Here is a 22,345-nt window from a genome sequence, read left to right on the forward strand (position 1 = left end):
CCAGACACCCGACTGGTTCAACCCCTAGACCATGTGCCGGGGCGTCAAACCCCGCTTTCGTTACTCCTTCGAGGGCAAGGCCAGTCACGACGGCCAGTGTGAGGCCAGAGCTGGACCTGCGCCCCGGCGCATACCCACAGGTCAGGGCATTTTTTAAGAGGCAAACACGCAGGTGACACCGCCAATGTTCCTCTCGCAGGGTGTACGGAGTCTGGGGAATTTGGGCACGGTCTGGGGTAATCCGGCGACATACCGGCAACTTCGAGCTTGGCGGAAAAAACTTTCGGGGAGAGATACGCAAGACTGGCGGTCTCACCTGCGCTTGGCCGGCTAAAAAACGGCGGCAGGTTCAAGTACCGTCCTAGTCCGGCTCCCCGGCCTTGTGCTGATGCGCCCGCACCATGTTGTCGAGAATCTGCTGCTCGGCAGCGATGCGCGGATCGGTGTGTAGTGGGGCCGTGTCGAAGTTGGGTCCCGCGTGGATGACTGCGTCTCGCCAGTCGCCCCCAGGCTCACCGACCAGGATGTACCGGCCTGTTTCGATTCCGTAGTTCCATGCGTGCTCCCAGGCGAGTTTTGGTGTGCCGTCGTCAGTCATTCGGTGCTCCCTCACTAGCTGTTACCGTCCACAGTCCGTCCGCAGTAGTTTCGGCTGGCCTACTCCGCATTTTCCCCGTAAAAACGCCCGCGACACGCCGCAATTCTGGGCAAATCTCCGCGGACGCACTGTCCGTCAATCATTTTGGTGCGAAACACTTTAACGGTCTATCGCGGACTGCGGCGGACCCTTCGGCCTTATGAATAGGTCAGGGGTTCGATTCCCCTGGGTGGCTCCACAACTTTTTCGCGCTACCGACGTTGGTCGGGGAGCGTGTGCGGGGCCGGCGTCTCGGTAACCGGCGCCAACACGCTCGGGTCCACGTTGAACCGCGGCTTGCGCATCGGGACCGCGATGCAGCCCTGGGCCTTCCCGTCGACGTACGAGCATTTCGTCTTGTCGCCGTTCTTGTCGGTCGTCGTGCAGGCCTCGTACAGGTGTCCGTTACCGACCTTGGTTTCGTAGGTCTGGTTCGAACCCATGCAGTCGCTTCCCACGCTGGCGTTGGCGCCTGGCGCGGTCAGGATCACCGGTACGGCATAAAGCGCGGCAGCACTCAGCAGGGCGGCGAATGTCGGCTTGATCATCGAGTTCGTGGTCATTGCTGGATTTCCTTTTCGGGTGGCTGTGGATGGCTGGGCAGGGATTCAGGAGTGTTCGACCTGAACCGGGACGAGGTCACCGGTCGGGATGTGGGTGCCTTTCACGCCCGTCCTCGGCACGGTGATGCAGCCCTGCGGCTTGTGATCGACCTCGGTGCACTGGGTCTTGACGCCTTCTTTGTCGGTCGTCGTGCAGCTCTCGATGATCGAGCCGTTCGACCGAGTGCCGATGGCGAAGGTGCCACCGCCTTTTCCACAGCGGGTCGCCAAAGACTCTGCACCGGCGAGGGGCGTCGTCAGCGCCAGCGGGGCCACGTACAGCGCAGCCGTGCCGATGAGGGCGGCCAGTGCGATGCGCTTGCCGTTTGCGGCGCCGGTGATGGTCATGGGAGGTCTCCTTTTCCGGTGGTCGCAGGCCCGGTTGGACTTGCTGACACAGGTAGGAGTGGGCACCGTCCCGGAAGGGGACAGTTTTTTCGGAGAACTTTTTGGAGCTTTTTCGGTGCTGCTCAGACGCCTAGCGCGGCGCCAGGAACCCCACCGGCCCGGAGGCGACGCACACCGACAGCGCCGACGTGTTGGCCTTCACCTGGATCGCGGCCCCGGCGCCGGGTAGCCGGACGAACACCCGGTTCAGGCCGGGGTGTACCGGCACCCGGGCCTCGCGGCCCTCGGGCAGGGACATGGTCAGGGACCCGTCGCTGTTGGCGAGGTAGTTGATCTCGGCGGTCCAGTCGGCCGGCAGCAGCGGGCCGTCGAGCGGCATGGTGACCGGCGCGTCGGTCTGCACCAGGTAGCCGCAGTTCGGTGCCGGTCCCGGGGCGATCGTGCGGGTCCAGGTCACCTGGGCCGGCACCAGCTGGCCGGTCGCGGTGAGCATCTGTAAAGAGGTTGTGCTGGAAGCGAATTCGGGGCGGTCGCGCAGCAGGGCGAACATGTGGCTGGCCAGGTTCTGCGGCCACGCCACGCGTTGCAGCACCAGGGGATCGACCTCCTGGTCAAGCAGTGGCACGCCGCGGGGCGCATGGGCCAGCGCTGCCTCGGCGTTGACGAGGTAGGCGCGCGTCGGGTTGTCGCGCCAGCTGGGCAGGAACGTCGCCCACGAGTACAGGCTGCTGGCCACGAATGCCGTTGCGGCACAAGCGACAACGACGCGGCGCCGCGGCGAGTCGTCGAACCGCGCACTCCGGCTGGGTGCGCAGAACGCGACGGCGGCCAGCAGCGCCAGCACCACGACGAGATCGGACAGATAACGCAGCGTCTGTGCCAGCTCGAGGGCGGTGAACTTCGACGACCGCATCAGATAGATCGGCACCTGGCACGCCACCACGTACCCCACGGCGGCCAGCCACACCGGGCCCAGTCGCCGCTTCCGCAGCAGCGACACCGCAACCACGGCGGCGAGAACCAGCCAGCCGAGGACCATGACGACCGGGCCGGGCGTCGCCCACGGGGACGCCGGCGCCCAGCGTTGCCAGTCCCACGGCCCGCCGGCCAGCGTGGGTACCAGGCCGTGCGTGACGGACCGCGCCAGCAGTTCCCACGTCATCGCCAGGTCCAGGGTCCAGCGCTTCTGGTTGACCACCAGCAGGTAGACGCCGACCCAGCCGATCGTGATGGTCAGCAGCCCCAGCCACAGACGCAGGCCGGTACGCCACACCGTCTTGAGCGAGCCGGCCCCCGTCACGTACATCAGCAGCCAGCACACCGCGAACGCGGTGAACGGGATCACCGCGGACTTCTCGAAGAACAGCAGCCCGCCCAGGTAGGCCAGGCAGCCGGTCCACACGTACCGCGGATTTCCGGTGCGGACCAGCACGATGGCGTCGGCGCAGACCCAGGCCATGGCCGCCGCCATCGGCAGCGCGTTCAGCCCCGCCGACCACCAGGCGAACGCCGGCACCCCCAACGGTGTGAAGAGTGCGAAGACCAGCGGCACCAGCAGCACCGGCCGCCACCCGAGAATCACGCGCAGGGCGCGCACCAGCGCCACGGACGCGACGAGTTGCAGCACCACCAGGCTCACGGCCGGCCAGAACCACGTCAGCGGCGCCAGTCGCGTCAGCACCCCGGCGAGCAGGAATCCGGCGGGCATGACGTGCCCGTCGTGGTCATTGAAGAGGAAGTCCGGCGACAGGAGCGAATGGGTGCCGGCCTGGCCGATCAGGATCAGGTCGTCCCAGTAGAAGTAGCCGCCGAATGCGAGGACCGCCCGCAGTATCAGCTGCAGCGCCACCAGCGCGGCGGCGGTTCGGGCGACCCAGTTCACTCTTGTCGACTGTACGGGGCGTCACGCAGCAACCGTCGGTATGGTTGCGCCGTGCGAACACTTGTCACTGGTGCTGCCGGGTTCATCGGATCGACGCTCGTCGACCGGCTCCTGTCCGAAGGACACGACGTCGTCGGGCTCGACGACCTGAGCAGCGGCAAGGTCGACAACCTCGCCCAGGCCGAGCAGAACGAGCGATTCGAGTTCGTGAAGGCCGACATCGTCGACGCCGATCTGCACGCCATCGTGGCCGAAGAGCAGCCCGAGGTGATCTTCCACCTGGCCGCGCAGATCTCCGTCGCGCGGTCGGTGACCGACTCGCCGTTCGACGCCGGGGTCAACGTCGTCGGCACCGTGCGGCTGGCCGAGGCGGCGCGCAGCAACGGCGTGCGCAAGGTCGTGCACACCTCGTCGGGCGGGTCGATCTACGGCGTCCCGCCGGGCTACCCGACCAACGAGGACATGCCGGTCGATCCGTCGTCCCCGTACGCGGCCAGCAAGGTGTGCGGCGAGGTCTACCTCAACATGTTCCGCAACCTGTACGGACTGGACTGCTCGCACATCGCGCCCGCCAACGTCTACGGCCCGCGCCAGGACCCGCACGGTGAAGCCGGCGTGGTCGCGATCTTCAGCCAGGCGCTGCTGGCCGGGCGGCCCACCAAGATCTTCGGTGACGGCACCGACACCCGCGACTACGTCTTCGTCGACGACGTCGTGGACGCCTTCGTCCGTGCCGGCGGGGAAGCCGGCGGTGGGCAGCGGTTCAACGTCGGTACCGGGGTCGAGACGTCGGTGGCGCAGCTGCATACCGCGATCGCCGCGGCCGTCGGCGTGCCGGACGCTCCTGAGTTCCACCCGCCGCGCCTGGGTGACCTGCGGAAATCGTGCCTGGACATCAGCCGCGCCGGTGCCGTGCTGGGGTGGAGTCCCAAGGTGGCGCTGGCCGAGGGCGTGGCCCGGACGGTGGACTTCTTCCGCCCCTGACCTGCGATTACGCAGAAAAAGATTGTAAGCACTCACTTTCTGTCCTAGTCTCACGTCATGACCTACGACGTGATCGTCAAAGACGGCTTGTGGTTCGACGGCACCGGCCGCACGCCGCAACTGCGCAACCTGGGTATCCGCGACGGCGTCGTCGCGACGGTGTCGGCACAACCGCTCGATGAGACGGGCTGCCCCGACGTCATCGACGCCAAAGGCAAGTGGGTGACGCCGGGCTTCATCGACGTGCACACCCACTACGACGCCGAGGTGCTCCTCGATCCGGGCCTGCGGGAGTCCGTCCGCCACGGCGTGACGACGGTGCTGCTGGGCATGTGTTCGCTGTCGACCGTCTACGCCGAGAACGACGACGCCGCCGACCTGTTCAGCCGCGTCGAGGCGGTGCCGCGCAAGTTCGTCGTCGGCGCGCTCGAGCAGAACCGGTCGTGGTCCGGTCCCGCCGAGTATGTGCAGGCGCTCGAGGCGCTGCCGCTCGGCCCGAACGTCAGCTCGCTGCTGGGTCACTCCGACCTGCGCACCTCGGTGCTGGGCCTGGACCGCGCGACGACCCCGAACGTCACCCCGACCAACGCCGAGCTCGAGACCATGGCTTCGCGGCTCGAGGCGGCCCTGGACGCCGGCATGCTCGGTATGTCCGGCATGGACGCCGCCATCGACAAGCTCGACGGTGACCGCTTCCGGTCCCGCGCCCTGCCGTCGACATTCGCCACCTGGCGGGAGCGCCGCCGGCTGATCAAGGTGCTGCGCAAGCGCGGCCGCATCCTGCAGAGCGCGCCCAACGTCGCCAAACTGCAAGAGGCACTGAACTTCTTCCTCGAGAGCAGTGGCTGGTTCGGCCGTCGCCGCGGCGTGCGGATGAGTCTCTTGGTGGCCGCCGACGCCAAGTCGTCGCCCGGCGCGGTGTACCTGCTGGGCCCGGTGACCCGCCTGGCCAACAAGGTCCTGAACTCGAAGGTCCGCTTCCAGCACCTGCCGGTGCCGTTCGAATTGTATTCGGACGGAATCGATCTCCCGGTTTTCGAGGAGTTCGGTGCGGGCACCGCGGCGCTGCATCTGCGTGACCAGCTGGAGCGCAACAAGCTGATGGCCGACCCGGAGTACCGGCGCCGGTTCCGGAAGTCGTTCGACAAGAAGGTGCTGGGCCCGACCCTGTGGCACCGCGACTTCCACGACTCGACCATCGTCGAATGCCCCGACAAGTCGTTGATCGGCAAGAGCTTTGGCCAGATCGCCGACGAGCGCGGCATCCACCCGCTCGACGCCTTCCTCGACGTCCTGGTCGAGCACGGCGAACGCAACACCCGCTGGACCACCATCGTGGCCAACCACCGTCCCAAGCAGCTCGACAAGCTGGCCGTCGAACCGTCGGTGCACATGGGCTTCTCGGATGCCGGTGCGCACCTTCGGAACATGGCGTTCTACAACTACGCGCTGCGGATGCTGCGCCGCGTGCAGGACGCCGACAAGGCCGGCCGCCCGTTCATGACCACCGAGCATGCCGTGCACCGGCTCACCGGTGAGGTCGCCGACTGGTTCGGTCTCGAGGCCGGCACGCTGCGTCAGGGTGAGCGCGCCGACTTCGTGGTGATCGATCCCGCCGGCCTCGACGCCGGACTCGAGGCGTACCACGAGGATTCGGTGGAGTTCTACGGCGGCCTGAGCCGCATGGTCAACCGCAGTGACGCCGCCGTGGTGGCGACCGGTGTGGGTGGCCAGGTGGTGTTCCGCGACGGCGAATTCGTCGAGGGCTATGGGCAGACCGTGAAGTCCGGCCACTACCTGCCGGCGCGCGGCGCGAAACTGCCGGTGGCGCAAGCGGTCTGACGTGGCCAGAACTCAACAGCAGCGCCGGGAGGAGACCCGGGCCCGGCTTCTCGACGCCGCGATCGCCACCATCGTCGAGGTGGGCTACGCCCGTGCCTCGGCGGCGGTGATCGCGCGCCGGGCCGAGGTCTCCGACGGCGCGCTGTTCAAGCACTTCGCCACCATGGGCGATTTCATGGCCGCCACGGCGTTGGAGGTCATGCGCCGGCAGCTGGAGCAGTTCAGTAAGCAGATCGCCGAAATCCCCTCGGACCGGCCAGCTCTGGAGGGCGCGTTGATCGCGCTGCGCGACATCAGCGGCAACGCCACCAACGCCGTGATGTACGAGCTGATGGTGGCGGCGCGCACCGACGAGAAGCTGCGGACGACGCTGCAGGGCGCCCTCGTGGAATACGGCCGCAACATCTACGAGACCGCGCAGGAGATGCCCGGCGCCGATCAGTTGCCGCCGGAACTGCTCATGCTGATCGTCGCCGTCATGGTCAATACGTTCGACGGCGCGGCGCTGATCCGCGCCGTGCTGCCGCAGCCGGAACTAGAGGACGGCCGCATCCAGTTGCTGGCCACGATGCTGGGGAGTCTGGGCGTTCAGACCTGACGGATCGGCGGCTCGGGATCGGGCACCCGCGCGCCTTCCAGCGCCACCGCGCGGGCCAGTTGGGCGTAGCGCAGTTCGAGGTCCTTGAACCGCATGTAGGCGCTGATGGTCGTGAACAGGAACGCGATGACCAGCGCGTACAACAGCAGGTCGGCGCCGCGGCCGATGCCGAGCCAGTGCGCCACCACCGTGGTGTCGTTGGGGCGCAGGATCGCGTAGATGGCGCCGAGCACGAAGAACACGTAGCCGACCTTGACCCAGGCCCGGGATTGCGCGTTGCGCCGCGACGAGAACAGGTAGGCCAGCAGCAGGACCACCGCGCCGATCAGCAATGCCTTGGTCCAGATCATCGGCGCAACCTCCCGCGCAGCAACCCGTCGACGATGATGTTGACGCCGTTGACCAGCGGCTGACCCTTGGACATCGAATAGTCGGTGTACAGGATGTGCACCGGTTGTTCGGCGATCCGCCACTGGTTCTCCACGATCAGCGCGACGAATTCGCTGGCGTGGCTCATGCCGTTCATGGTCAGATTCAGTCCGTCGGCCACCGTCTTGTTGAACACCCGCAGCCCGTTGTGCGCGTCGGTCAGGTGCAGCTGGCGGCTGGACCGGCTGAGTTTGGCGACGATCGGCAGCAGCAGCCGCTTGAGCATCGGCATGCGGTCGGGCGGCCGGTCGGCGAACCGCGTGCCGATGACGATGTCCAGATCCTCGGCCCGCAGCCGGTCGAGCATCCGCACGACGTCCTTGACCTGGTGCTGGCCGTCGGCGTCGAACGTGACGAAAAACTGTGCCCCGGGCCGGGATCGGGCGTATTCGACGCCGGTCTGGATGGCCGCCCCCTGACCGAGGTTCACCGGATGACGCACCACGTGGGCGCCGGCGGCAAAGGCGCGGTCGCCGGTGTCGTCCCGGCCGCCGTCGTCGACGACGACGACGTTGGGGAAGACGGCGCGCACATCCGCGACGACTTCGGCAATGACGCTCGCCTCGTTGTACGCGGGGATGACGATCCAGACGTCGTGATAGAAGGACATGTTGCTGCCGAAACTACACGCTCAGGGGCGCCTGATCGCGCTCAGCGCGGCGAGGTGGACGACGATTCCGACCAGCGGTCCGCACATCAGCGCGACGATGGTGCGGGTCTGCAGGTCCAGCGGCAGCAGCAACAACAGCGCCGCGGCCACGGTGGCGCTCACCCAGCCGATCGCGTAGGCGCGGTGCAGCGCGGCGGCGACGGTGGCGGCCCCGGTCAGGGTCAGGAAGGCGATGGCGACGGCGCCGGCCGTCAACCAGGCCAGCAGCGCGCCGCTCGCGGCGTACTCGGGCCCGAACAGCGTGCGCAGCAGCCACGGCCCGAGCAGCCCGGCCGCCACCACTGCCAGTGCGCCCAGTCCGGCGAGCACCAGGGTGGGCGTGAGTAGCGCGCGCAGCCTGCGGTTGTCGACGAAATGCGCGATCAGGTTGCCCTGCATGGCGGTCAGCGGGACCAGCAGCGGGGCGCGGGTCAACGTCACCGCCAGGATGATGACGCCGCCGGTGGCCCCCAGGTCGCGGGACGTGGCCTGCAGCAGCACCGGGAAACCCATCACCAGCACGGCGCTGGCGCCCGCGGCGGCGATCGAGTGCGCCGACCCCGTCAGGAACGTCCGCGGGGTGCCGGGCGTGTGGATGGCGGCGGCGGACCGGGCGACGTGGGAGGCCAGCAGCAGGATCAGCCACGACATCGACCCGGCGACGGTGGCCCACAGGTAGCCGTCGAGGCCCCAGCCCAGGATGAACGCCGCGACCGCGACGGCGACCCGGATACCCGCGTCGGTCACCATCAGCGTCCCGTACTGCGTCCAGCCGTCGGCCCCGGCCAGCACGCCGAGCAAGGTGGCGTGCAGGCAGAAGCCGGCGAGGCCGACGCTCAGCAGTGTCACGCTCAGCGGGGTGGATTCGACGAACACGTGTGCTGCCCACAGTGGGGCGGTGCCGGCGATCAGCAGGCCTGCGGCAACGGCTACGAGCGCGGCGACGCGGAGCGGCTGCAGGTGCGGTCCCGGCTGGGGCTCGGCGATGCGCGCGACGCGGACCTCACGGGTGGCCTCCTGCAGCAGTCCGTTGGCCGCGCCGGTGAACAACCCGAAGGCGCCCCAGAAGACGCTGAACACCGAGAACCCGGCGGGGGCCAGATCGCGTGCGGCGAGGTACAGGATCGCGTAGCCGCAGAGCGCGCTGAGCACCGTCGCGACGGCGACCCGCGCCACACCGCTGGGTTTCACAGTGCCGGCAGCTCCGTCGTGTAGAGCCACGCGGTCCACAGTCCGCGCAGGGACTGGTCGGTGTAGTTGGCGGCCAGGCCGGTGAAGTCGTCGGTCAGGGCGGTCGAGTGCCGGTACCGCGTGGTCCAATCACGCAGTAGCGCAAAGAAATTCGCGTCGCCGATGGTGCGCCGCAGGGCATGTAGGGTCAGTGCGCCGCGCTTGTAGACGCGGTCGTCGAACATGTCCTCGGGTCCCGGGTCGGCCAGCAGCAGGTTCTGCGGCAGACCCCGGAGTTTCTGCAGATTGTGGGCGGCCAGCTGGTCGGCGGTGCGCCAGCCCGACTCCTCGGCCCACAGCCACTCCGCGTAACAGGCAAATCCCTCGTGCAGCCAGATGTCGCGCCAGCGTCGTACCGTCACCGAGTTGCCGAACCACTGGTGCGCCATCTCGTGCGCGATGAGCCGCTCGGCGCTGCGGCGGCCGTCGCAGTGGTTGGCGCCGAAGATCGAAATACCTTGCGCCTCGAGCGGGATCTCCAGGTCGTCGTCGGTGACGACGACGGTGTAGCCGGTCGACAGCGGATACGGCCCGAACAGCCGGGTGAACAGCTGCATCATCTGGGGCTGGCGGCCGAAGTCGTATTCGAAGTTGCGAATCAGCCGCTGCGGCAGGGCGGCGGACATCGGCACCGGCGATTTGGCCAGGCGCACCGACTCGTAGCGGCCGATCTGCAGCGTGATCAGATAGGTCGACGTCGGCTCGGCGAGCTCGTACACCCACAAGGTCTGTGCCGCACGGGTTTTCCGGCTGACCAGCTCGCCGTTGGCGACCACCCGGTACGGGCTGTCGGTGCTGATCGCGATGCGGTAGCTGGCCTTGCTGCTCGGGTGGTCGTCGCACGGGAACCAGGAGGCCGCGCCGTTCGGTTGCCCGGCAACCAGGGCCCCCTCGGTCAGTTCCTCGAAACCGACCGCGCCCCAGATGGATTTGATGGGGCGCGGGTTGCCGCCGTAGCGCACCGTCACCTTCATCGCGGCACCGGCGGGCAGCTGGTCGGCCAGCGTGATGTGCAGCTTGCCGTTGACGGTGCGGAACTTGGCCGGTCGCCGTCCGTTGACCTCGACCTTGGCCACCGACAGGTCGTCGGACAGGTCCAGGGTGAACCAGTTCAGCGACGCCAGGGTGACCGCGGTGATGTGGGCGATGCCCGTCAGCCGGTTGCTCTCGACCTTGTATTCGAGGCTCAGCTCGTAGCGGGACACCCGGAAACCGAAGTTGCCGTTGTTGGGCAGGTACGGATCGATCACCGGCGCAACGCTTTTGCGGTCCTTCTTGTTTGTCCGGGTCACGCGGCCTGCGCCTTTTGTCGGTTGCCGGACTTGCGCTTCTTGCCGACCCATGGGGCAATCGGATTGCCCTGCCAGCGCGTCGAGGCCGGCACCGCGTCGCCGCGCATCACCAGGGAGGCCGGGCCGACGGTCGCGCCCGCGCCGATGCTGGCCGCGGGCAGCGCGACGCAGTGGGTACCGAGCGTCGCGCCCGCCTCGAGCACCACGGTGTCGAGCTGCATGATGCGGTCGTGGAACAGGTGGGTCTGCACCACGCAGCCCCGGTTCACCGTCGCACCCCGGCCCAGCGTCACCAGGTCGGCCTCTGGCAGCCAATAGGTTTCGCACCACACGCCGCGGCCGATCGCGGCGCCGAGGGCCCGCAGCCACAGGTTCATCACCGGGGTGCCGCTGGCCGCGCGGGCGAACCACGGGCCGGCGACGGTCTCGACGAAGGTGTCGGACACCTCGTTGCGCCACACGAACGGCGACCACAGGGGGTGCTCGACGGCCCGGATGCGCCCGACCATCAACCACTTCGCGACCACGGCGATGGCACCGGCGATGGCGCCCGCGTTCAGCAGAACCAGGCCGGCGCCCAATGCCGCCCACACCCAGCCCAATTCGCCCGCCAGGGCCTGCAGGACGCCGAGGACCGCCACGCCGATGCCGAACGTCACCATCACCGGGACGATCCGCAGGGTCTCGACCGTCGACCGCATCACCTTGAGGCGCAGTGACGGGTGGAAGGTGCGTACCGCGTCGGCTTCGGTTGGCTGGCGGCGCAACCGGATCGGCGGACTGCCCAGCCACGACGAACCGGCCTTGGCCTTGTGCGGCGTCGCCGACAGCACGGCGACCAGACCGTCGTCGGGGACACGGCGGCCGGGCTGGGTGATGCCCGAGTTGCCGAGGAACGCGCGCCGGCCGACGGTCGCCTTCGCGACGTGAATCCAGCCGCCGCCGAGCTCGTACGACGCCACCATGGTGTCGTCGGCCAGGAACGCGCCGTCGAGCACCTCGGTGAATTTCGGGGTCAGCAGGGCCGTCGAAATCTCGGTGTCCTTACCGACTTTCGCGCCCAGGATTCGCAGCCACCACGGCGTCAGCAGGCTCGCGTAGATGGGGAACAGGTAGTTGCGGGCGGCGTCCATCATGCGCTCGGTGGCCCACAGCTGCCAGCCCACCCGGCTGCGCACCGGGTGGTAGCCCTCGGTCAGGCCGAGGGCCAGCAGGCGCACCCCGATCACGGTCAGCGCGGCGTACACCGCCATGGCGACCACCGCGGCGACGGGCGTCCACAACGCGACCGGCAGGACCGCCTCCGGCAGCGAATGCGTATGGCGCACCGGCGGAATCAGCACCGCGAGTCCGGCCGCGAGGGCCAGGATCGGCAGTCCGCCGAGCAACACCGAAGTCAGCCCGTACATCGCGACCCAGATGGGCGCGCGGCCCGGCCTCTCGTCGGGCCACGGGTGGTGGGCCTTGCCCGACTTCACCGCCGGCGAACCCTTCCAGTATTGCTTGGCCTTGACCTTGCCGATCACGCCGGAACCCGGTGCGACATCGGCGTTCTTGCCGACCACCGCACCCGGCAGCAGCGTCGTCCGGGCGCCGATGGTGGCGTCGTTGCCGATGCTGATGGGGCCGACGTGGAACAGGTCGCCGTCGATCCAGTGGCCGGTGAGGTCGACCTCCGGCTCGACCGAGCAGCGGTCGCCGAGCGTGAGCATGCCGGTGACCGGTGGCGTCGAGTGCAGGTCGACGCCCTCGCCGACGCGGTTGCCCAGTGCGCGGGCGTAGTACACCAACCACGGTGCACCGGCCTGGTTTTCGGCGCCGCTGGCCTCGCCGAGCCGTTCGGCGAGCCAGACCCGCAGGTGCTCGGAGCCGCCACGTTTGTAGGTGCCCGGTTCCAGGCCGGACAGCAGGGCGCGGGCGGCGAACACGGCGATACCCATGCGGCCGAGCGGCGTGACGAACACCAGGAATCCGACGAGGATCACCCACCAGTTCACGGTGTGGGCCCAGGGCAGCAGGTGCAGCGCGGCGGCGACGTTGTTCAGGATGGCCAGCCACACGACCCACTGCATGCCGGCCAGCGTCGCGAGCGGGATCGCGGCAGCGGTCTGGATGAGCTGCGTCGTCAGCGGAACCGGTGTGACGCTTCGGGTTTCGACGAGCGGCGGCGGGTCGAGTTCATCGAGGTAGCCGGCCAGAGAGCCCAGGCGCGGGTGGTCGTACAGGTCGGCGACGGTGACCTGTGGGTACTTCTCCCGCAGTAGCGAGACGAGCTGCGCGGCGGACAGTGAGCCGCCGCCGAGTGCGAAGAAGTCGGCGCCGGGTCCGTCGATCGGGGAGGCCAGCACGTCGCGCCACAGCCCGGCGAGCCAGCCCATGGTGCCGTCGAGGTCGGGACTGTCGTCGCCTGCCGCGCCCGCCCCTTCGATGGGCCACGGCAGTGCGTTGCGGTCGACCTTTCCTGATGTGCGCGTGGGCAATTCGTCGACCAGGACGAGGCGCGGCACCAGCGCGGCCGGCAGCGACTCGGCAAGAGTCTTGCGGGCCTTGGTGATATCGAATTCGGGGTCGGTGCTGGCGATGTAGCCGACGAGCAGGGGAGTGCCGGTGGCGGTCTTGCGCACCGCGGCGGCACCGCCGCTGACACCCGGCAGGTTGACCAGTGCGGCGTCGACCTCGCCGAGCTCGATGCGCCGGCCGCCGACCTTGACCTGATCGTCGGCGCGGCCCTGGAAGTAGAGTCCGTCCGCCTCGAGCCGGACCAGGTCGCCGCTGCGGTACGCGCGGCCCCAGCCGAGGGTCTCCATCGGCGCGTATTTCTCGGCGTCCTTTTCCGGGTCCAGGTAGCGGGCCAGGCCGACGCCGCCGATCACCAGCTCGCCGACGTCGCCGTAGCCAACCTGCAGGCCGTCCTTGTCGACGACCGCCAGATCCCAGCCGGGCAGCGGCAGGCCAATGCTGACCGGGCCACCGCCGAGCGGCGCGAGGCACGCGACGACCGTGGCTTCGGTCGGTCCGTAGGTGTTCCACACCTCACGGCCCTCGACCGCCAGGCGCTCGGCGAGCTCGGGCGGGCAGGCCTCGCCGCCGAAGATCAGCAGACGCACGGCCTCCAGGGCCTCGGCAGGCCACAGCGAGGCCAGCGTCGGGACCGTCGAGACGACGGTGATGTCGCGCGACACCAGCCACGGGCCGAGGTCCATGCCGCTGCGCACCAGCGAGCGCGGGGCCGGGACAAGGCAGGCACCGTGGCGCCAGGCCAGCCACATCTCTTCGCAGGACGCGTCGAAGGCCACCGACAGCCCGGCCAGCACCCGGTCGCCCGGGCCAAGCGGATTGTCCTTCAGGAAGATCTCGGCCTCGGCGTCGACGAACGCGGCGGCGTTGCGGTGCGTCACCGCGACGCCCTTCGGGGTGCCGGTGGAGCCGGAGGTGAAGATGATCCAGGCGTCGTCGCGGGTCAGCGGGCGGCCGGCCTGCCAGCCGCGGGTCGAGCCGGGCCCGCGGACCAGGCCCGCCTCGGTGATGATGCCGACCACGCCGGCCTCGCCGAAGACCAGCGCGGCGCGTTCCTCGGGATCGTCGGCGTCGACGGGGACGTATGCGGCGCCGGTCGCGAGGGTCGCCAGAATCGACACGTACAGCGCGTAGCTGCCCGACGGCATGCGGATGCCGATGCGGTCACCTCGGCCGATGCCGCGCGCGGCCAGCCAGGCCACGCTTTCCTCGACGTCGGCGATCAGCTCGGCGTAGGTGAGCTGGACGGTGCCGTCGTCGATGGCGGGCGCATCGGGATATTGGTCGGCCGTGGCGTAGAGGATGTCGATGAGGGTCCGGGCCTGCGGTGCGTTCGCTGAACGCACGTACTGCGGGGGGATCTCCTGAGGCACGGGTACAAACTACTAAGGCTTGGGGAACGCTTCCTGGCGGCGGGCATGCCGTGGCGGCTTCGTTACCAGTTGTTGTAGCCGCCTTCAGGCCCGAGCATGCGTTCCAGCCGGGTCCGGTTGATGCGGGCCAGCTCGTTACGGACCACCTTGCGCTCGGTCTCGTGGTCGTTGTGCATGCGGTCGGCCATGTGGGCCAGCACTTCGTTGGCGCTCATCGCGCCGACGAACATCACGAAGTCGAAGCCGAAGTGGTCCCGGTACGTCGTGGCGTGCGCGGTCAGGGTCGCCATGAGATCGGGGTCGCGGTCGCACACCGCGCACTGCTCGAACTGCGAGCGGGCGCTGCCGGGCCGGCGGCCGAGCTGCGGGTAAGCCTGCAGGATCGCGTCGACCGAGGAGTCGGCAAGCGCGAAGAGCAGGTCGTCGGCACGCCGGAACAGGTGGTCGTGGTCGGCGTAGGCGCGTCCGTCGGCCAGGCTGCCGGCCAGCGGCACGCTGTAGCAGCATTCGTACAGTGCGTGCACCGCCCGCTGCTTCGGCATGGCGTTGAACGCGTCGAGACCGATTCCCTGATGCATCAACACATGGACATCATCGAATCTGCAGGGTACGGGCAGATTTCCTCGTGTTACAGCGCGGCAAATTCATTTATCTGGGGTCTGGCGCGTATCACACGCATCCGGTAGAGTCGAACGCATGTTCGATATTCTGGCGGTGGGCCCCGACGCCGATGAGGCGGCGTTGTCGGGTCGCATGGCGGAGCTCGAACGGGTGAAGGCGCGTGCGGCGGCCGAGCAGGCGCGGATTGCGGCCGCACTTGAGGCGCGGCGGGTGGCGGCGGCCGCGGCGGGTGGGCCGCGGGTGTCGCGGGCCGCGCTGGGTTCGGAGATCGGGTTGGCGCGGCGCGAGTCCCCGCATCGGGGTGAGCGGTTGATGGCGATGGCCCGCATCCTGGTCGCGGACATGCCGTGCACGCTGGCCGCGTTGGAGTCGGGTGTGCTCTCCGAGCACCGGGCCGAGCTGATCACCAGAGAGGCGGCGTGCCTGTCGGTGTTGGATCGCCGGCTGCTGGATGCCGAGTTGTGTGGGGATCCGGGCCCGCTGGCGGGGTTGGGGAACGCCGAGGTGTCGGCGGAGGCCGCGCGGATCGCCTGTGAGCTGGATCAGCAGACCGTGGTGGAGAAGATGAGGCGGGCGCGGTCCGCGCGGCATGTGCGGTTCCGGGTGGCCGCTGACGGCATGATGTCGATGACGGTGCTGATGCCGGCGGCCCAAGGGCAGTTGGTGCGCCAGGCGCTGGCTCGTGAGGCGGCGTCGGCGGTGGCGGCGGGTTCGGAGCGCAGCCGTGCGCAGGTGATGGCCGATGTGGTGGTGGAGCGGGTCACGGGTCGTGATCCGGTCGCGACACCGGTGCCGGTGACACTGAACCTGGTGATGTCGGATGAGACGCTGCTGACCGGGGGCGAGCAGCCCGCGCAGTTGGACGGCTATGGGCCCATTCCGGCGGCGCTGGCTCGCGACATGGTGCTGGCCGCGGCGGCCGATGCGACGGTGGGGGCGGCGTTGCGGCGCCTGTACGCCCAGCCGGGTACCAACAAGCTCGTCGCGATGGAGTCGAAGGCGCGGGCGTTTCCGAAAGCGCTCGCGACGTTCATCGGGTTGCGGGACCAGATCTGCCGGACCCCGTACTGCAATGCGCGGATTCGGCACACCGACCACGTCACGCCCCATGCCAAGCGGGGGCCGACGAGCGCGCACAACGGCGATGGCTTGTGCGAGCACTGCAATTACGTCAAGGAAGAACCGGGTTGGCAGGCGGCGGCGAGTTATGACCGGTACGGCCGGCACACCATCGCGCTGACCACGCCATCGGGCGCGGTGTACACCTCAACGGCGCCGCCGACACCGGACGGGTTGCGCATCTTCACCCGCGATGTCCACATCGCGCGGATACACCCTGCGGCCTAACCCACATGTGTGGCGACTCACGGTTTCCGACGGCACTCAGCGGCGCATGATGAAGTCATGGACGGAGTGCTGTTCTTCGACGGCAAGTGCGGGATGTGTACCCGCGCGCGGAATCAGCTGCTACGGATGAACCGAACCGGCCGCCTCCGCACCGAACCACTGCAGAAGCCAGGCACCGCCGAACGACTCGGCGTGGCACCCGAGCACCTGATGGAATCGGTGTGGTGGCTGGATTCGTCCGGCGAAGTGTTCGGTGGCGCCAAGGCGGCCAACGCCGCCGTGTCCGCGGCAGTCGGCACCCGGTTGCCGTTGTGGCTCTACGCCATCCCGGGAGTCGGTGCGCTCCAAGAGCGGGTCTACCGCTGGGTTGCCACCCATCGCTACCACTTCCGCGGCGTCACGCCGTGGTGCGAATCGGCTCCGGCGGAATGTGTTTCAGCGTAGCTGCGCCATCACGCGGTAACCTTCGACGGCACTGGGGTAGCGGGGACGCCAGCCGGAAGAATCGCGAAAGCGCTTGTTGCTCACCCGAAGTGACCTGGTGATGGACGTGAGCCGGTCGCCGAGCAACAGTCCCAGCCGACCCGGCCCACTGATCCAGATCCGCCGCCCGACGGCCGCGGCGCAGGCCTCGGCATATTCGCGTTTGGTGAGTGGCTCGTCGTCGACGACGTTGTAGGTGCCGCCGGGTGCAGTGAGTGCCGCGACGACGGCGTCCGCCGCATCCGCGACGTGGATCGACGACAGGTAAGTGTCGCTGCGGCCCGGGACAAACCCGATGTGCCACCTGGCCATGTCGAGGATCTGCTCGCTATGTGCCGCATGCGGACCGTAGAAGACGCCGAATCGCAGGATGGTCGCCGCACCGCCGGCTGCGGCGAACCGGCGTGCGCTGGCCTCGGCGGCGTGGTTGCCGTGCGTGATCGGGTAGTGGTCGACGGGCTGCTGTTCGTCGACCCAGTCGGTTCCACCGTCGCGGTAGATCATCACCACGGATTCCTGAATCAGCTTCTGGACACCGGCATCTCGGGCGGCATCGACGACGGCGGCCGAGCCCTCCACACGCACCCTCTCGCATTCCGTCCAAGCGGATTTGCGGATGAACGTCGTGGTCGACGGCAGCGCCGACGCCAGATTCACCACCACGTCGTGGCCGGCGAACGCGTCGGCCAGCCCGCGCCGGTCGAACAGCGATGCGGCCACCGGCGCAGCGCCCTGGCTCTGCAACCAGGCGGCCTTCGCGTCGCTGCGGGCCAACGCGGTGACGGCATGGCCGGCCGCAACCAGCGCGGGCACGGTGTGGACGCCGATGGCGCCCGTCCCGCCGGTGACGAACACCCGCATCAGCTGAACGCCACCGGCAATGTCTGTGGTCCCCGAATGGCCGGCGTGTCGCGCCAGGTGACTGCACCGCGGATAACCGGTTGGCGCGCAAGGACTTCCCGTAACGCGATGGTCAACTCCAACTGGGCCAGCGCCGAACCCAGGCAGTAGTGGGCGCCGTATCCGAAGGCCACGGGGGCAGGGCCGGTGCGGCCCAACCGGAAGCGGTCGGGGTCGTCGAACACCTTTGGATCGCGGTTCGCGGAGGCCACCACGACGACGACGCTGTCGCCGGCGGCGATGTCGACACCGCCCACCGTCTGGTCCTCGGTCGCGGTGCGCACCGTCGACTGAACCGGGCCGTCGAGTCGCAGCAGTTCGGTGATCACGGCGCCGTCGACGGTGTCGACCTGTTCGTTCGCCAGTCGAATCAGCCCGGCACCAAGAAGATTCGCGGTGGTCTCATGTCCGGCGACCGCGATCAGGATGGCGGTCACCACGACGTCTTCGAGGGACAGCTCGGGGTCGGTGGCGATGAAGCTGAACAGGTCGTCACCGGGGTGAGCCCGTCGGTCGGCGGCGAGCGGCAGGAACTCCGCCATGAGTGCGGCGGCGGCGCCGAATCCCTCGGCGACCTCGACGGGGTCGGCCAGGGTGCCGAGCATCCGGATGATCGACGGGGACAGTTCGCGCAGTGACGCCGCGTGACCGGGATCCAGAGCGAGCCATTCACCGACCACCGCGATCGGCAGCGGCAGGGCGATCCGCGACATGAAATCGAACGGCTCACCGGTGGGTGCCTGCGCGATGACCTCGGCGGCAATCGTCGTCACACCTTCGGTCAGTCCGGATATCGTGCTGCGGGTGAACGCATCCCGGACCGCGCCGCGCAGCCGGTCGTGGTCGGTGCCGTCGGTGAAGAGCATCGACGCCTTGGCGAAGTCGGTCGGCATCATGGTCATCGATGCGCGTGCTACCGGGTTGGCCAGCGGGTCGCTGGTCCAGCCGGATCCGCCGAGGACCTGTCGGGCCGCGTCGTAGCCCAGCACCAGCCAACCTTGGGCGACGTTGTCCCACACGACATCTCCGTCGCGCCGCCGGGCTTCGTAGAAGGGGTAGGGGTCGGCGGCGTCCCAGGGCAGCCGGGCCGCAGTGACGTCGTTAGCCGACATGGTGGTCCGTCCCGTGCGGCAGGCCGCGGCGCTGAACCCACGCCTCGTGTGCGCGGCCCAATGCGGTGACCGGCGCTGCGACGCCGTCCATTTCGTCCAGCATCCCGCGGGCGTGGAAGGTGGCGTTCAACGCCGTGAAGATCGCGTTCATCGACAGGTTCAGGCGCGAGAAGAACACGAAATCGGCGGGCACCGTGATGTGCCGCATGGGGTGGTCGGCGTCGCGCACGTCCAGCATCGAGGCGATCGCGCGCCGCGAGGCCTCGTCGGTGTAGGTCACCGGCTGTGGTGCCAGGATCTCGTAGATGATGCCCTCCCACCAGCGGTAGGCGTCGTCGGCGGTCAGCACCGAATCGGCTGCGAAGAAACCGCTCTCGACCATGTTCGACCGCAGGTCGCCGCGGCGACCCTCGACCGCACAGCGCATCAGGTTCACGATGCGCCTGCGCTGGCCTTCGGGAAGCACCTTGGCGCAACCGAAGTCGACGAATCCGACGGTGCCGTCGGTACCGAAGCGGTAGTTGCCGGGGTGCGGGTCGGCGTGGAACAGGTGGCCGTGCCGGTAGGAGCCGGTGACGAACCGCGCGATCACCTCGGACCAGGTGTTCTTGGTGTCCTGGTCGGCGTCTTGCGCTGCGGCCCAGTCCAATCCGTCGAGGTATGTCATGGTCAGGACGCGGTCGCCGGATGCCTCGCCGACCAGTTCGGGGACGCGAATGTGGGGGTGATCGCGCCAGAGTTCGCTGAACGCGGTGATGTGGGCGGCCTCGCGGCGGTAGTCGATCTCCTCGGAGATACGTTCGGAAATCTCCGCCGAGATCGACGTCACGTCCGGCAGCGACGCACCGAGGGCACCGGCGGCCCCGGCCGCGAAGCGGAACATCGTCGCCAGCAACTCGGTGTTCGACAGATCATCGCGGATGGCTTGTGCCACACCGGGGTACTGGATCTTCACCGCGACGTCGCGGCCGTCGTGCAGGACGGCCCGGTGGACCTGGCCGATGGACGCCGCTGCCATCGGTTCGTCGGAGAACGATGCGAAGACGGCGGAGATCGGGCGACCGAGATCGTCCTCGACGACGCGCCGGGCCAGTGCTGCGGCCATCGGCGGCGCGTCGGCCTGCAGTCGGGTCAGTGCCCGCTGGTACGGCGAGAGTTCGCCGGCGCCAATGGCACTGGCGTCGACCATTGACACCAGTTGGCCGGCCTTCATCAACACACCCTTGGAGTGGCCGAGGAGTTCGGCGTACTGCTCGGCGGTGCGTTCGTGGAAGCGTTCGACGGCGCCGGTGTTACCGGCCTTCTCCCGCAGCGCCGCGACCATCCGTCCGCCGGCGGCGCGCGCGGTGAAGCCGGCGACCGGCATGGTGCGCCGGATGCGTCCGCGCGGCACATTCCCGGTCATTGCGCCTCCCAGCGTTGTATGGTGACCTAGTACGAAATATATGACCCTTCTTATATGCGGTCAATGGTGGGAGTCAAAGTGGAAACCTCGACGAAGGAACGGCTGGTCACCGAGGCCATGCGGCTGTTCAGTGAGCAGGGCTACAAGGCCACCAGCATCACTCAGATCGAGAAGGCGGCCGGCCTGGTGCCCGGCTGCGGCGCCCTCTACAACCACTTCAAGACCAAAGAGGCCGTGCTGGCGGCGGGTATCGACAGGCAGCTGGATCGGCGCCGCGCGATGCACGACATCAGCGCGCTGTTCGCCGGCGAAGGAGAGCTCCGGACAGAGTTGACGCTGCTGGGCCGGTACGTGCTGAGTGTGCTGAACCAGGAGAGTCAGTTTTTGCAGGTGGTAGCCCGCACGCCGGCCGAGCAGTCGGACCGCGTCGACGCCGCCTACGCCGCTCTGATCGACGGCCTCTACAGCGAGCTCGCCGACTGGATCCGTGGATGCGCGCCCGGCCTCGATCAACAGGAGGCCAGGCGCATCGCGGTGGTGGGGGTCAACGCGCTGCTGGGCAAGCACGCGACGCGCGTCGTCTTTCACGCCCCGCAGGCGGACACCCCCGACGACGAGTTCATCGCGGACTGGACCGCGATGCTCGCCGGCCGTATCGAAGCGGCGCGCTAGTCCGGCAGGGTGACCGGCGGGAAGTACTGACCTTCCAGGGTACGGTGCCACCACACGTGGTCGTGCCGTAGTTCGCGGGGCGTGGCGTAGCGGTAGCGGAACACCTGCGCGCGGACATATCTGGGCGACGAATCTGGAAATGGGTTGTGCCGCAGCAGTTTCAGGGTCGCGGTATCGCCGCGCAGCAAGCGCTCCAGCAATCCGGCGAACCACTGACGACCGTAGGTCGGTGAGATGGCGGCGAACCACATCATCCAGTCGAGGCGCAGATGGTAGGGCGCCCACTGACGCGGCAGCTTCCCGACCGCCCCTGGCTTGCCCTTGAATTCGTATTCCTGCCAAACGGTTTCGTCGGTGATCTCCGCGTCGGCGGTGCCCTCGATCACCACCTCACGCCGGATGCGCCCGATCGAGCCGAAGGCGCCGTACGTGTTCACCAGGTGCAGCGGGTCGAACGACGCGTTCATGCGCTGCTGCGGCGAGAGCAGATTCCGCACCGGCCAGTAGCTCAGCACCACGACCAGGACGCTGAACCCGATGATGAGCACCACGAACCATGCCGGCGGTGCGGCCAACGTGGCGGTGGGGAGCGGCCCGGCGATCGCACTGAACGCCAACACCATCGTCAGCCAGTTCAGCCACGCATAGTTGCCCGAGATCACCAGCCAGAGCTGCGTGACCACCACGATCGCGCCGGCGACGGTGGCGATGGGCTGCGGCGCGAACAACCCGAACGGAACCACGAGCTGCGTGACGTGGTTGACCGCCACTTCGACGCGGTGCAACGGCTTGGGCAGGTGATGGAAGAACCAGCTCAGCGGGCCCGGCATGGGCTGGGTTTCATGGTGGTAGTAGAGGCACGTCAGATCGCGCCAGCACCGGTCACCACGAAGTTTGATGAGTCCCGCACCGAACTCGGTACGGAAAACCAGCCACCGCGCCAGCCAGATGACCAGCACCGGCGGCGCAACACTGTCGTTGCCGAGGAACACCGCCAGAAAGCCGGCCTCCAGCAGCAGGGATTCCCAGCCGAAGGCGTACCACCGCTGCCCGACATTGACGATCGACAGGTACAGCATCCACAACAGCAGCCACACGAGCATCGCCGCCCACAGCGGCACGAGGTCGCCGGCGCCCGCGACCAGTGCAGTGCTGAGCGCGGCACCCGACCACGCGACGGTCGCGAAGAACCTGTCCGAGTAGTGCCAGTGAAAGATGCTGGGCGCCTGCCGGAACGACACAGCAGACAGATACCGCGGAATCGGCAACATGCCCTGCGCGCCGAGGAGGGCGCGGAATTGCCTTGCGGCGCAGAGGAAAGCAATCAGATAGACGCCGGCGATGCCTCGTTCCAGCACCAGCCGGCTGAACCAGTATTCGGGTGCTGTGAACCAATCCATCGCCGATTCCTGACCCGCCGCC

General features: G+C 68.4%; 19 protein-coding genes and 1 pseudogene. 6 read left to right on the forward strand and 14 right to left on the reverse strand.

From position 1 onward, the window contains the following. Positions 1–361: 361 nt before the first annotated feature. The 4 genes and pseudogenes from ACJH6H_RS01150 to ACJH6H_RS01165 all read right to left on the reverse strand — a co-directional run bounded on the left by ACJH6H_RS01150 (position 362) and on the right by ACJH6H_RS01165 (position 3,555). The gene (locus ACJH6H_RS01150) at positions 362–598 is read right to left on the reverse strand and encodes a hypothetical protein (protein ID WP_406774083.1); all 237 of its coding nucleotides are present in this window, start codon (positions 596–598) and stop codon (positions 362–364) included. 251 nt (positions 599–849) lie between these two features. After that, positions 850–1,200: a hypothetical protein gene (locus ACJH6H_RS01155; RefSeq protein WP_406774084.1), complete on the reverse strand. Its 351-nt coding sequence runs from the start codon at positions 1,198–1,200 to the stop codon at positions 850–852. A 45-nt stretch (positions 1,201–1,245) separates the two neighbouring features. Then, positions 1,246–1,587 (reverse strand): hypothetical protein, encoded by a 342-nt coding sequence (locus ACJH6H_RS01160; RefSeq protein ID WP_406774085.1) that lies wholly within the window; start codon positions 1,585–1,587, stop codon positions 1,246–1,248. Positions 1,588–1,717: 130 nt separating this feature from the next. Then, positions 1,718–3,555: pseudogene (locus tag ACJH6H_RS01165) on the reverse strand (hypothetical protein). Between ACJH6H_RS01165 and ACJH6H_RS01170 the strand changes: the two are divergent. The 3 genes from ACJH6H_RS01170 to ACJH6H_RS01180 are packed head-to-tail and all read left to right on the forward strand — an operon-like array spanning position 3,521 to position 6,893. Beyond that, the gene (locus ACJH6H_RS01170) at positions 3,521–4,453 is read left to right on the forward strand and encodes an NAD-dependent epimerase/dehydratase family protein (RefSeq protein WP_212807313.1); all 933 of its coding nucleotides are present in this window, start codon (positions 3,521–3,523) and stop codon (positions 4,451–4,453) included. The pseudogene ACJH6H_RS01165 and the gene ACJH6H_RS01170 overlap by 35 nt on opposite strands. 57 nt (positions 4,454–4,510) lie before the next feature. Continuing rightward, on the forward strand, positions 4,511–6,295 hold the full coding sequence (locus ACJH6H_RS01175) for an amidohydrolase family protein (RefSeq protein WP_212807312.1): 1,785 nt from the start codon (positions 4,511–4,513) through the stop codon (positions 6,293–6,295). Between the two features lies 1 nt (position 6,296). Continuing rightward, the gene (locus ACJH6H_RS01180) at positions 6,297–6,893 is read left to right on the forward strand and encodes a TetR/AcrR family transcriptional regulator (RefSeq protein WP_020100950.1); all 597 of its coding nucleotides are present in this window, start codon (positions 6,297–6,299) and stop codon (positions 6,891–6,893) included. Here the strand turns inward: ACJH6H_RS01180 and ACJH6H_RS01185 are convergent. The 6 genes from ACJH6H_RS01185 to ACJH6H_RS01210 all read right to left on the reverse strand — a co-directional run bounded on the left by ACJH6H_RS01185 (position 6,884) and on the right by ACJH6H_RS01210 (position 14,967). Then, positions 6,884–7,243 carry a DUF2304 domain-containing protein gene (locus ACJH6H_RS01185; RefSeq protein ID WP_212807311.1) on the reverse strand — a complete coding sequence of 120 codons (360 nt, stop codon included), beginning with the start codon at positions 7,241–7,243 and terminating at the stop codon, positions 6,884–6,886. The two genes, ACJH6H_RS01180 and ACJH6H_RS01185, sit on opposite strands and share 10 nt — an antisense overlap. Next, a complete protein-coding gene (locus ACJH6H_RS01190) occupies positions 7,240–7,932 on the reverse strand; it encodes a glycosyltransferase family 2 protein (RefSeq protein ID WP_406774086.1) in 693 nt (230 codons plus the stop codon). Before ACJH6H_RS01190 ends, ACJH6H_RS01185 begins: the two co-directional genes overlap by 4 nt. Positions 7,933–7,953: 21 nt before the next feature. Continuing rightward, on the reverse strand, positions 7,954–9,192 hold the full coding sequence (locus tag ACJH6H_RS01195; protein WP_371824494.1) for a hypothetical protein: 1,239 nt from the start codon (positions 9,190–9,192) through the stop codon (positions 7,954–7,956). Beyond that, on the reverse strand, positions 9,159–10,493 hold the full coding sequence (locus tag ACJH6H_RS01200; RefSeq protein WP_406774087.1) for a M1 family metallopeptidase: 1,335 nt from the start codon (positions 10,491–10,493) through the stop codon (positions 9,159–9,161). The genes ACJH6H_RS01195 and ACJH6H_RS01200 overlap by 34 nt, the downstream gene beginning before the upstream one ends. Beyond that, on the reverse strand, positions 10,490–14,383 hold the full coding sequence (locus ACJH6H_RS01205; protein ID WP_406774088.1) for a Pls/PosA family non-ribosomal peptide synthetase: 3,894 nt from the start codon (positions 14,381–14,383) through the stop codon (positions 10,490–10,492). Before ACJH6H_RS01205 ends, ACJH6H_RS01200 begins: the two co-directional genes overlap by 4 nt. 62 nt (positions 14,384–14,445) lie before the next feature. Further along, positions 14,446–14,967, reverse strand: a complete 522-nt coding sequence (locus ACJH6H_RS01210; RefSeq protein ID WP_174814074.1) for a 2-oxo-4-hydroxy-4-carboxy-5-ureidoimidazoline decarboxylase — start codon at positions 14,965–14,967, stop codon at positions 14,446–14,448. A 112-nt stretch (positions 14,968–15,079) separates the two neighbouring features. Here ACJH6H_RS01210 and ACJH6H_RS01215 point away from each other — a divergent pair, with 112 nt between their 5' ends. Beyond that, a complete protein-coding gene (locus tag ACJH6H_RS01215; protein ID WP_406774089.1) occupies positions 15,080–16,351 on the forward strand; it encodes an HNH endonuclease in 1,272 nt (423 codons plus the stop codon). Between the two features lie 57 nt (positions 16,352–16,408). After that, positions 16,409–16,795, forward strand: a complete 387-nt coding sequence (locus ACJH6H_RS01220) for a thiol-disulfide oxidoreductase DCC family protein (protein WP_060999643.1) — start codon at positions 16,409–16,411, stop codon at positions 16,793–16,795. Here ACJH6H_RS01220 and ACJH6H_RS01225 read toward each other — a convergent pair. Genes ACJH6H_RS01225 through ACJH6H_RS01235 form a run of 3 tightly spaced genes read right to left on the reverse strand, consistent with a single transcriptional unit; the run spans position 16,787 to position 20,251 of the window. Further along, entirely contained in the window at positions 16,787–17,695 is a 909-nt protein-coding gene (locus ACJH6H_RS01225; RefSeq protein ID WP_064860971.1) for an NAD(P)-dependent oxidoreductase, read from the reverse strand. The two genes, ACJH6H_RS01220 and ACJH6H_RS01225, sit on opposite strands and share 9 nt — an antisense overlap. Continuing rightward, entirely contained in the window at positions 17,695–18,846 is a 1,152-nt protein-coding gene (locus ACJH6H_RS01230) for a cytochrome P450 (RefSeq protein WP_406774090.1), read from the reverse strand. Before ACJH6H_RS01230 ends, ACJH6H_RS01225 begins: the two co-directional genes overlap by 1 nt. Next, positions 18,836–20,251 carry an ABC1 kinase family protein gene (locus ACJH6H_RS01235; protein WP_406774091.1) on the reverse strand — a complete coding sequence of 472 codons (1,416 nt, stop codon included), beginning with the start codon at positions 20,249–20,251 and terminating at the stop codon, positions 18,836–18,838. Before ACJH6H_RS01235 ends, ACJH6H_RS01230 begins: the two co-directional genes overlap by 11 nt. A 63-nt stretch (positions 20,252–20,314) precedes the next feature. Here ACJH6H_RS01235 and ACJH6H_RS01240 point away from each other — a divergent pair, with 63 nt between their 5' ends. After that, on the forward strand, positions 20,315–20,923 hold the full coding sequence (locus ACJH6H_RS01240; protein WP_406774092.1) for a TetR/AcrR family transcriptional regulator: 609 nt from the start codon (positions 20,315–20,317) through the stop codon (positions 20,921–20,923). Here the strand turns inward: ACJH6H_RS01240 and ACJH6H_RS01245 are convergent. Then, positions 20,920–22,323 carry a lipase maturation factor family protein gene (locus ACJH6H_RS01245; RefSeq protein ID WP_406774093.1) on the reverse strand — a complete coding sequence of 468 codons (1,404 nt, stop codon included), beginning with the start codon at positions 22,321–22,323 and terminating at the stop codon, positions 20,920–20,922. The genes ACJH6H_RS01240 and ACJH6H_RS01245 overlap by 4 nt on opposite strands. Positions 22,324–22,345 lie beyond the last annotated feature (22 nt).

Source organism: Mycobacterium sp. SMC-21 (genome assembly GCF_045310825.1).
In the GTDB taxonomy this organism is placed as follows: domain Bacteria; phylum Actinomycetota; class Actinomycetes; order Mycobacteriales; family Mycobacteriaceae; genus Mycobacterium.

What these genes read in the sequence shown, in the direction of transcription:
- ACJH6H_RS01150 (WP_406774083.1), bottom strand. Translation starts at nt 598, where the DNA reads ATGACTGACGACGGCACACCAAAACTCGCCTGGGAGCACGCATGGAAC.
- ACJH6H_RS01155 (WP_406774084.1), bottom strand. Translation starts at nt 1,200, where the DNA reads ATGACCACGAACTCGATGATCAAGCCGACATTCGCCGCCCTGCTGAGT.
- ACJH6H_RS01160 (WP_406774085.1), bottom strand. Translation starts at nt 1,587, where the DNA reads ATGACCATCACCGGCGCCGCAAACGGCAAGCGCATCGCACTGGCCGCC.
- ACJH6H_RS01175 (WP_212807312.1), top strand. Translation starts at nt 4,511, where the DNA reads ATGACCTACGACGTGATCGTCAAAGACGGCTTGTGGTTCGACGGCACC.
- ACJH6H_RS01185 (WP_212807311.1), bottom strand. Translation starts at nt 7,243, where the DNA reads ATGATCTGGACCAAGGCATTGCTGATCGGCGCGGTGGTCCTGCTGCTG.
- ACJH6H_RS01190 (WP_406774086.1), bottom strand. Translation starts at nt 7,932, where the DNA reads ATGTCCTTCTATCACGACGTCTGGATCGTCATCCCCGCGTACAACGAG.
- ACJH6H_RS01215 (WP_406774089.1), top strand. Translation starts at nt 15,080, where the DNA reads ATGTTCGATATTCTGGCGGTGGGCCCCGACGCCGATGAGGCGGCGTTG.
- ACJH6H_RS01220 (WP_060999643.1), top strand. Translation starts at nt 16,409, where the DNA reads ATGGACGGAGTGCTGTTCTTCGACGGCAAGTGCGGGATGTGTACCCGC.
- ACJH6H_RS01225 (WP_064860971.1), bottom strand. Translation starts at nt 17,695, where the DNA reads ATGCGGGTGTTCGTCACCGGCGGGACGGGCGCCATCGGCGTCCACACC.
- ACJH6H_RS01230 (WP_406774090.1), bottom strand. Translation starts at nt 18,846, where the DNA reads ATGTCGGCTAACGACGTCACTGCGGCCCGGCTGCCCTGGGACGCCGCC.
- ACJH6H_RS01235 (WP_406774091.1), bottom strand. Translation starts at nt 20,251, where the DNA reads ATGACCGGGAATGTGCCGCGCGGACGCATCCGGCGCACCATGCCGGTC.
- ACJH6H_RS01240 (WP_406774092.1), top strand. Translation starts at nt 20,315, where the DNA reads ATGGTGGGAGTCAAAGTGGAAACCTCGACGAAGGAACGGCTGGTCACC.
- ACJH6H_RS01245 (WP_406774093.1), bottom strand. Translation starts at nt 22,323, where the DNA reads ATGGATTGGTTCACAGCACCCGAATACTGGTTCAGCCGGCTGGTGCTG.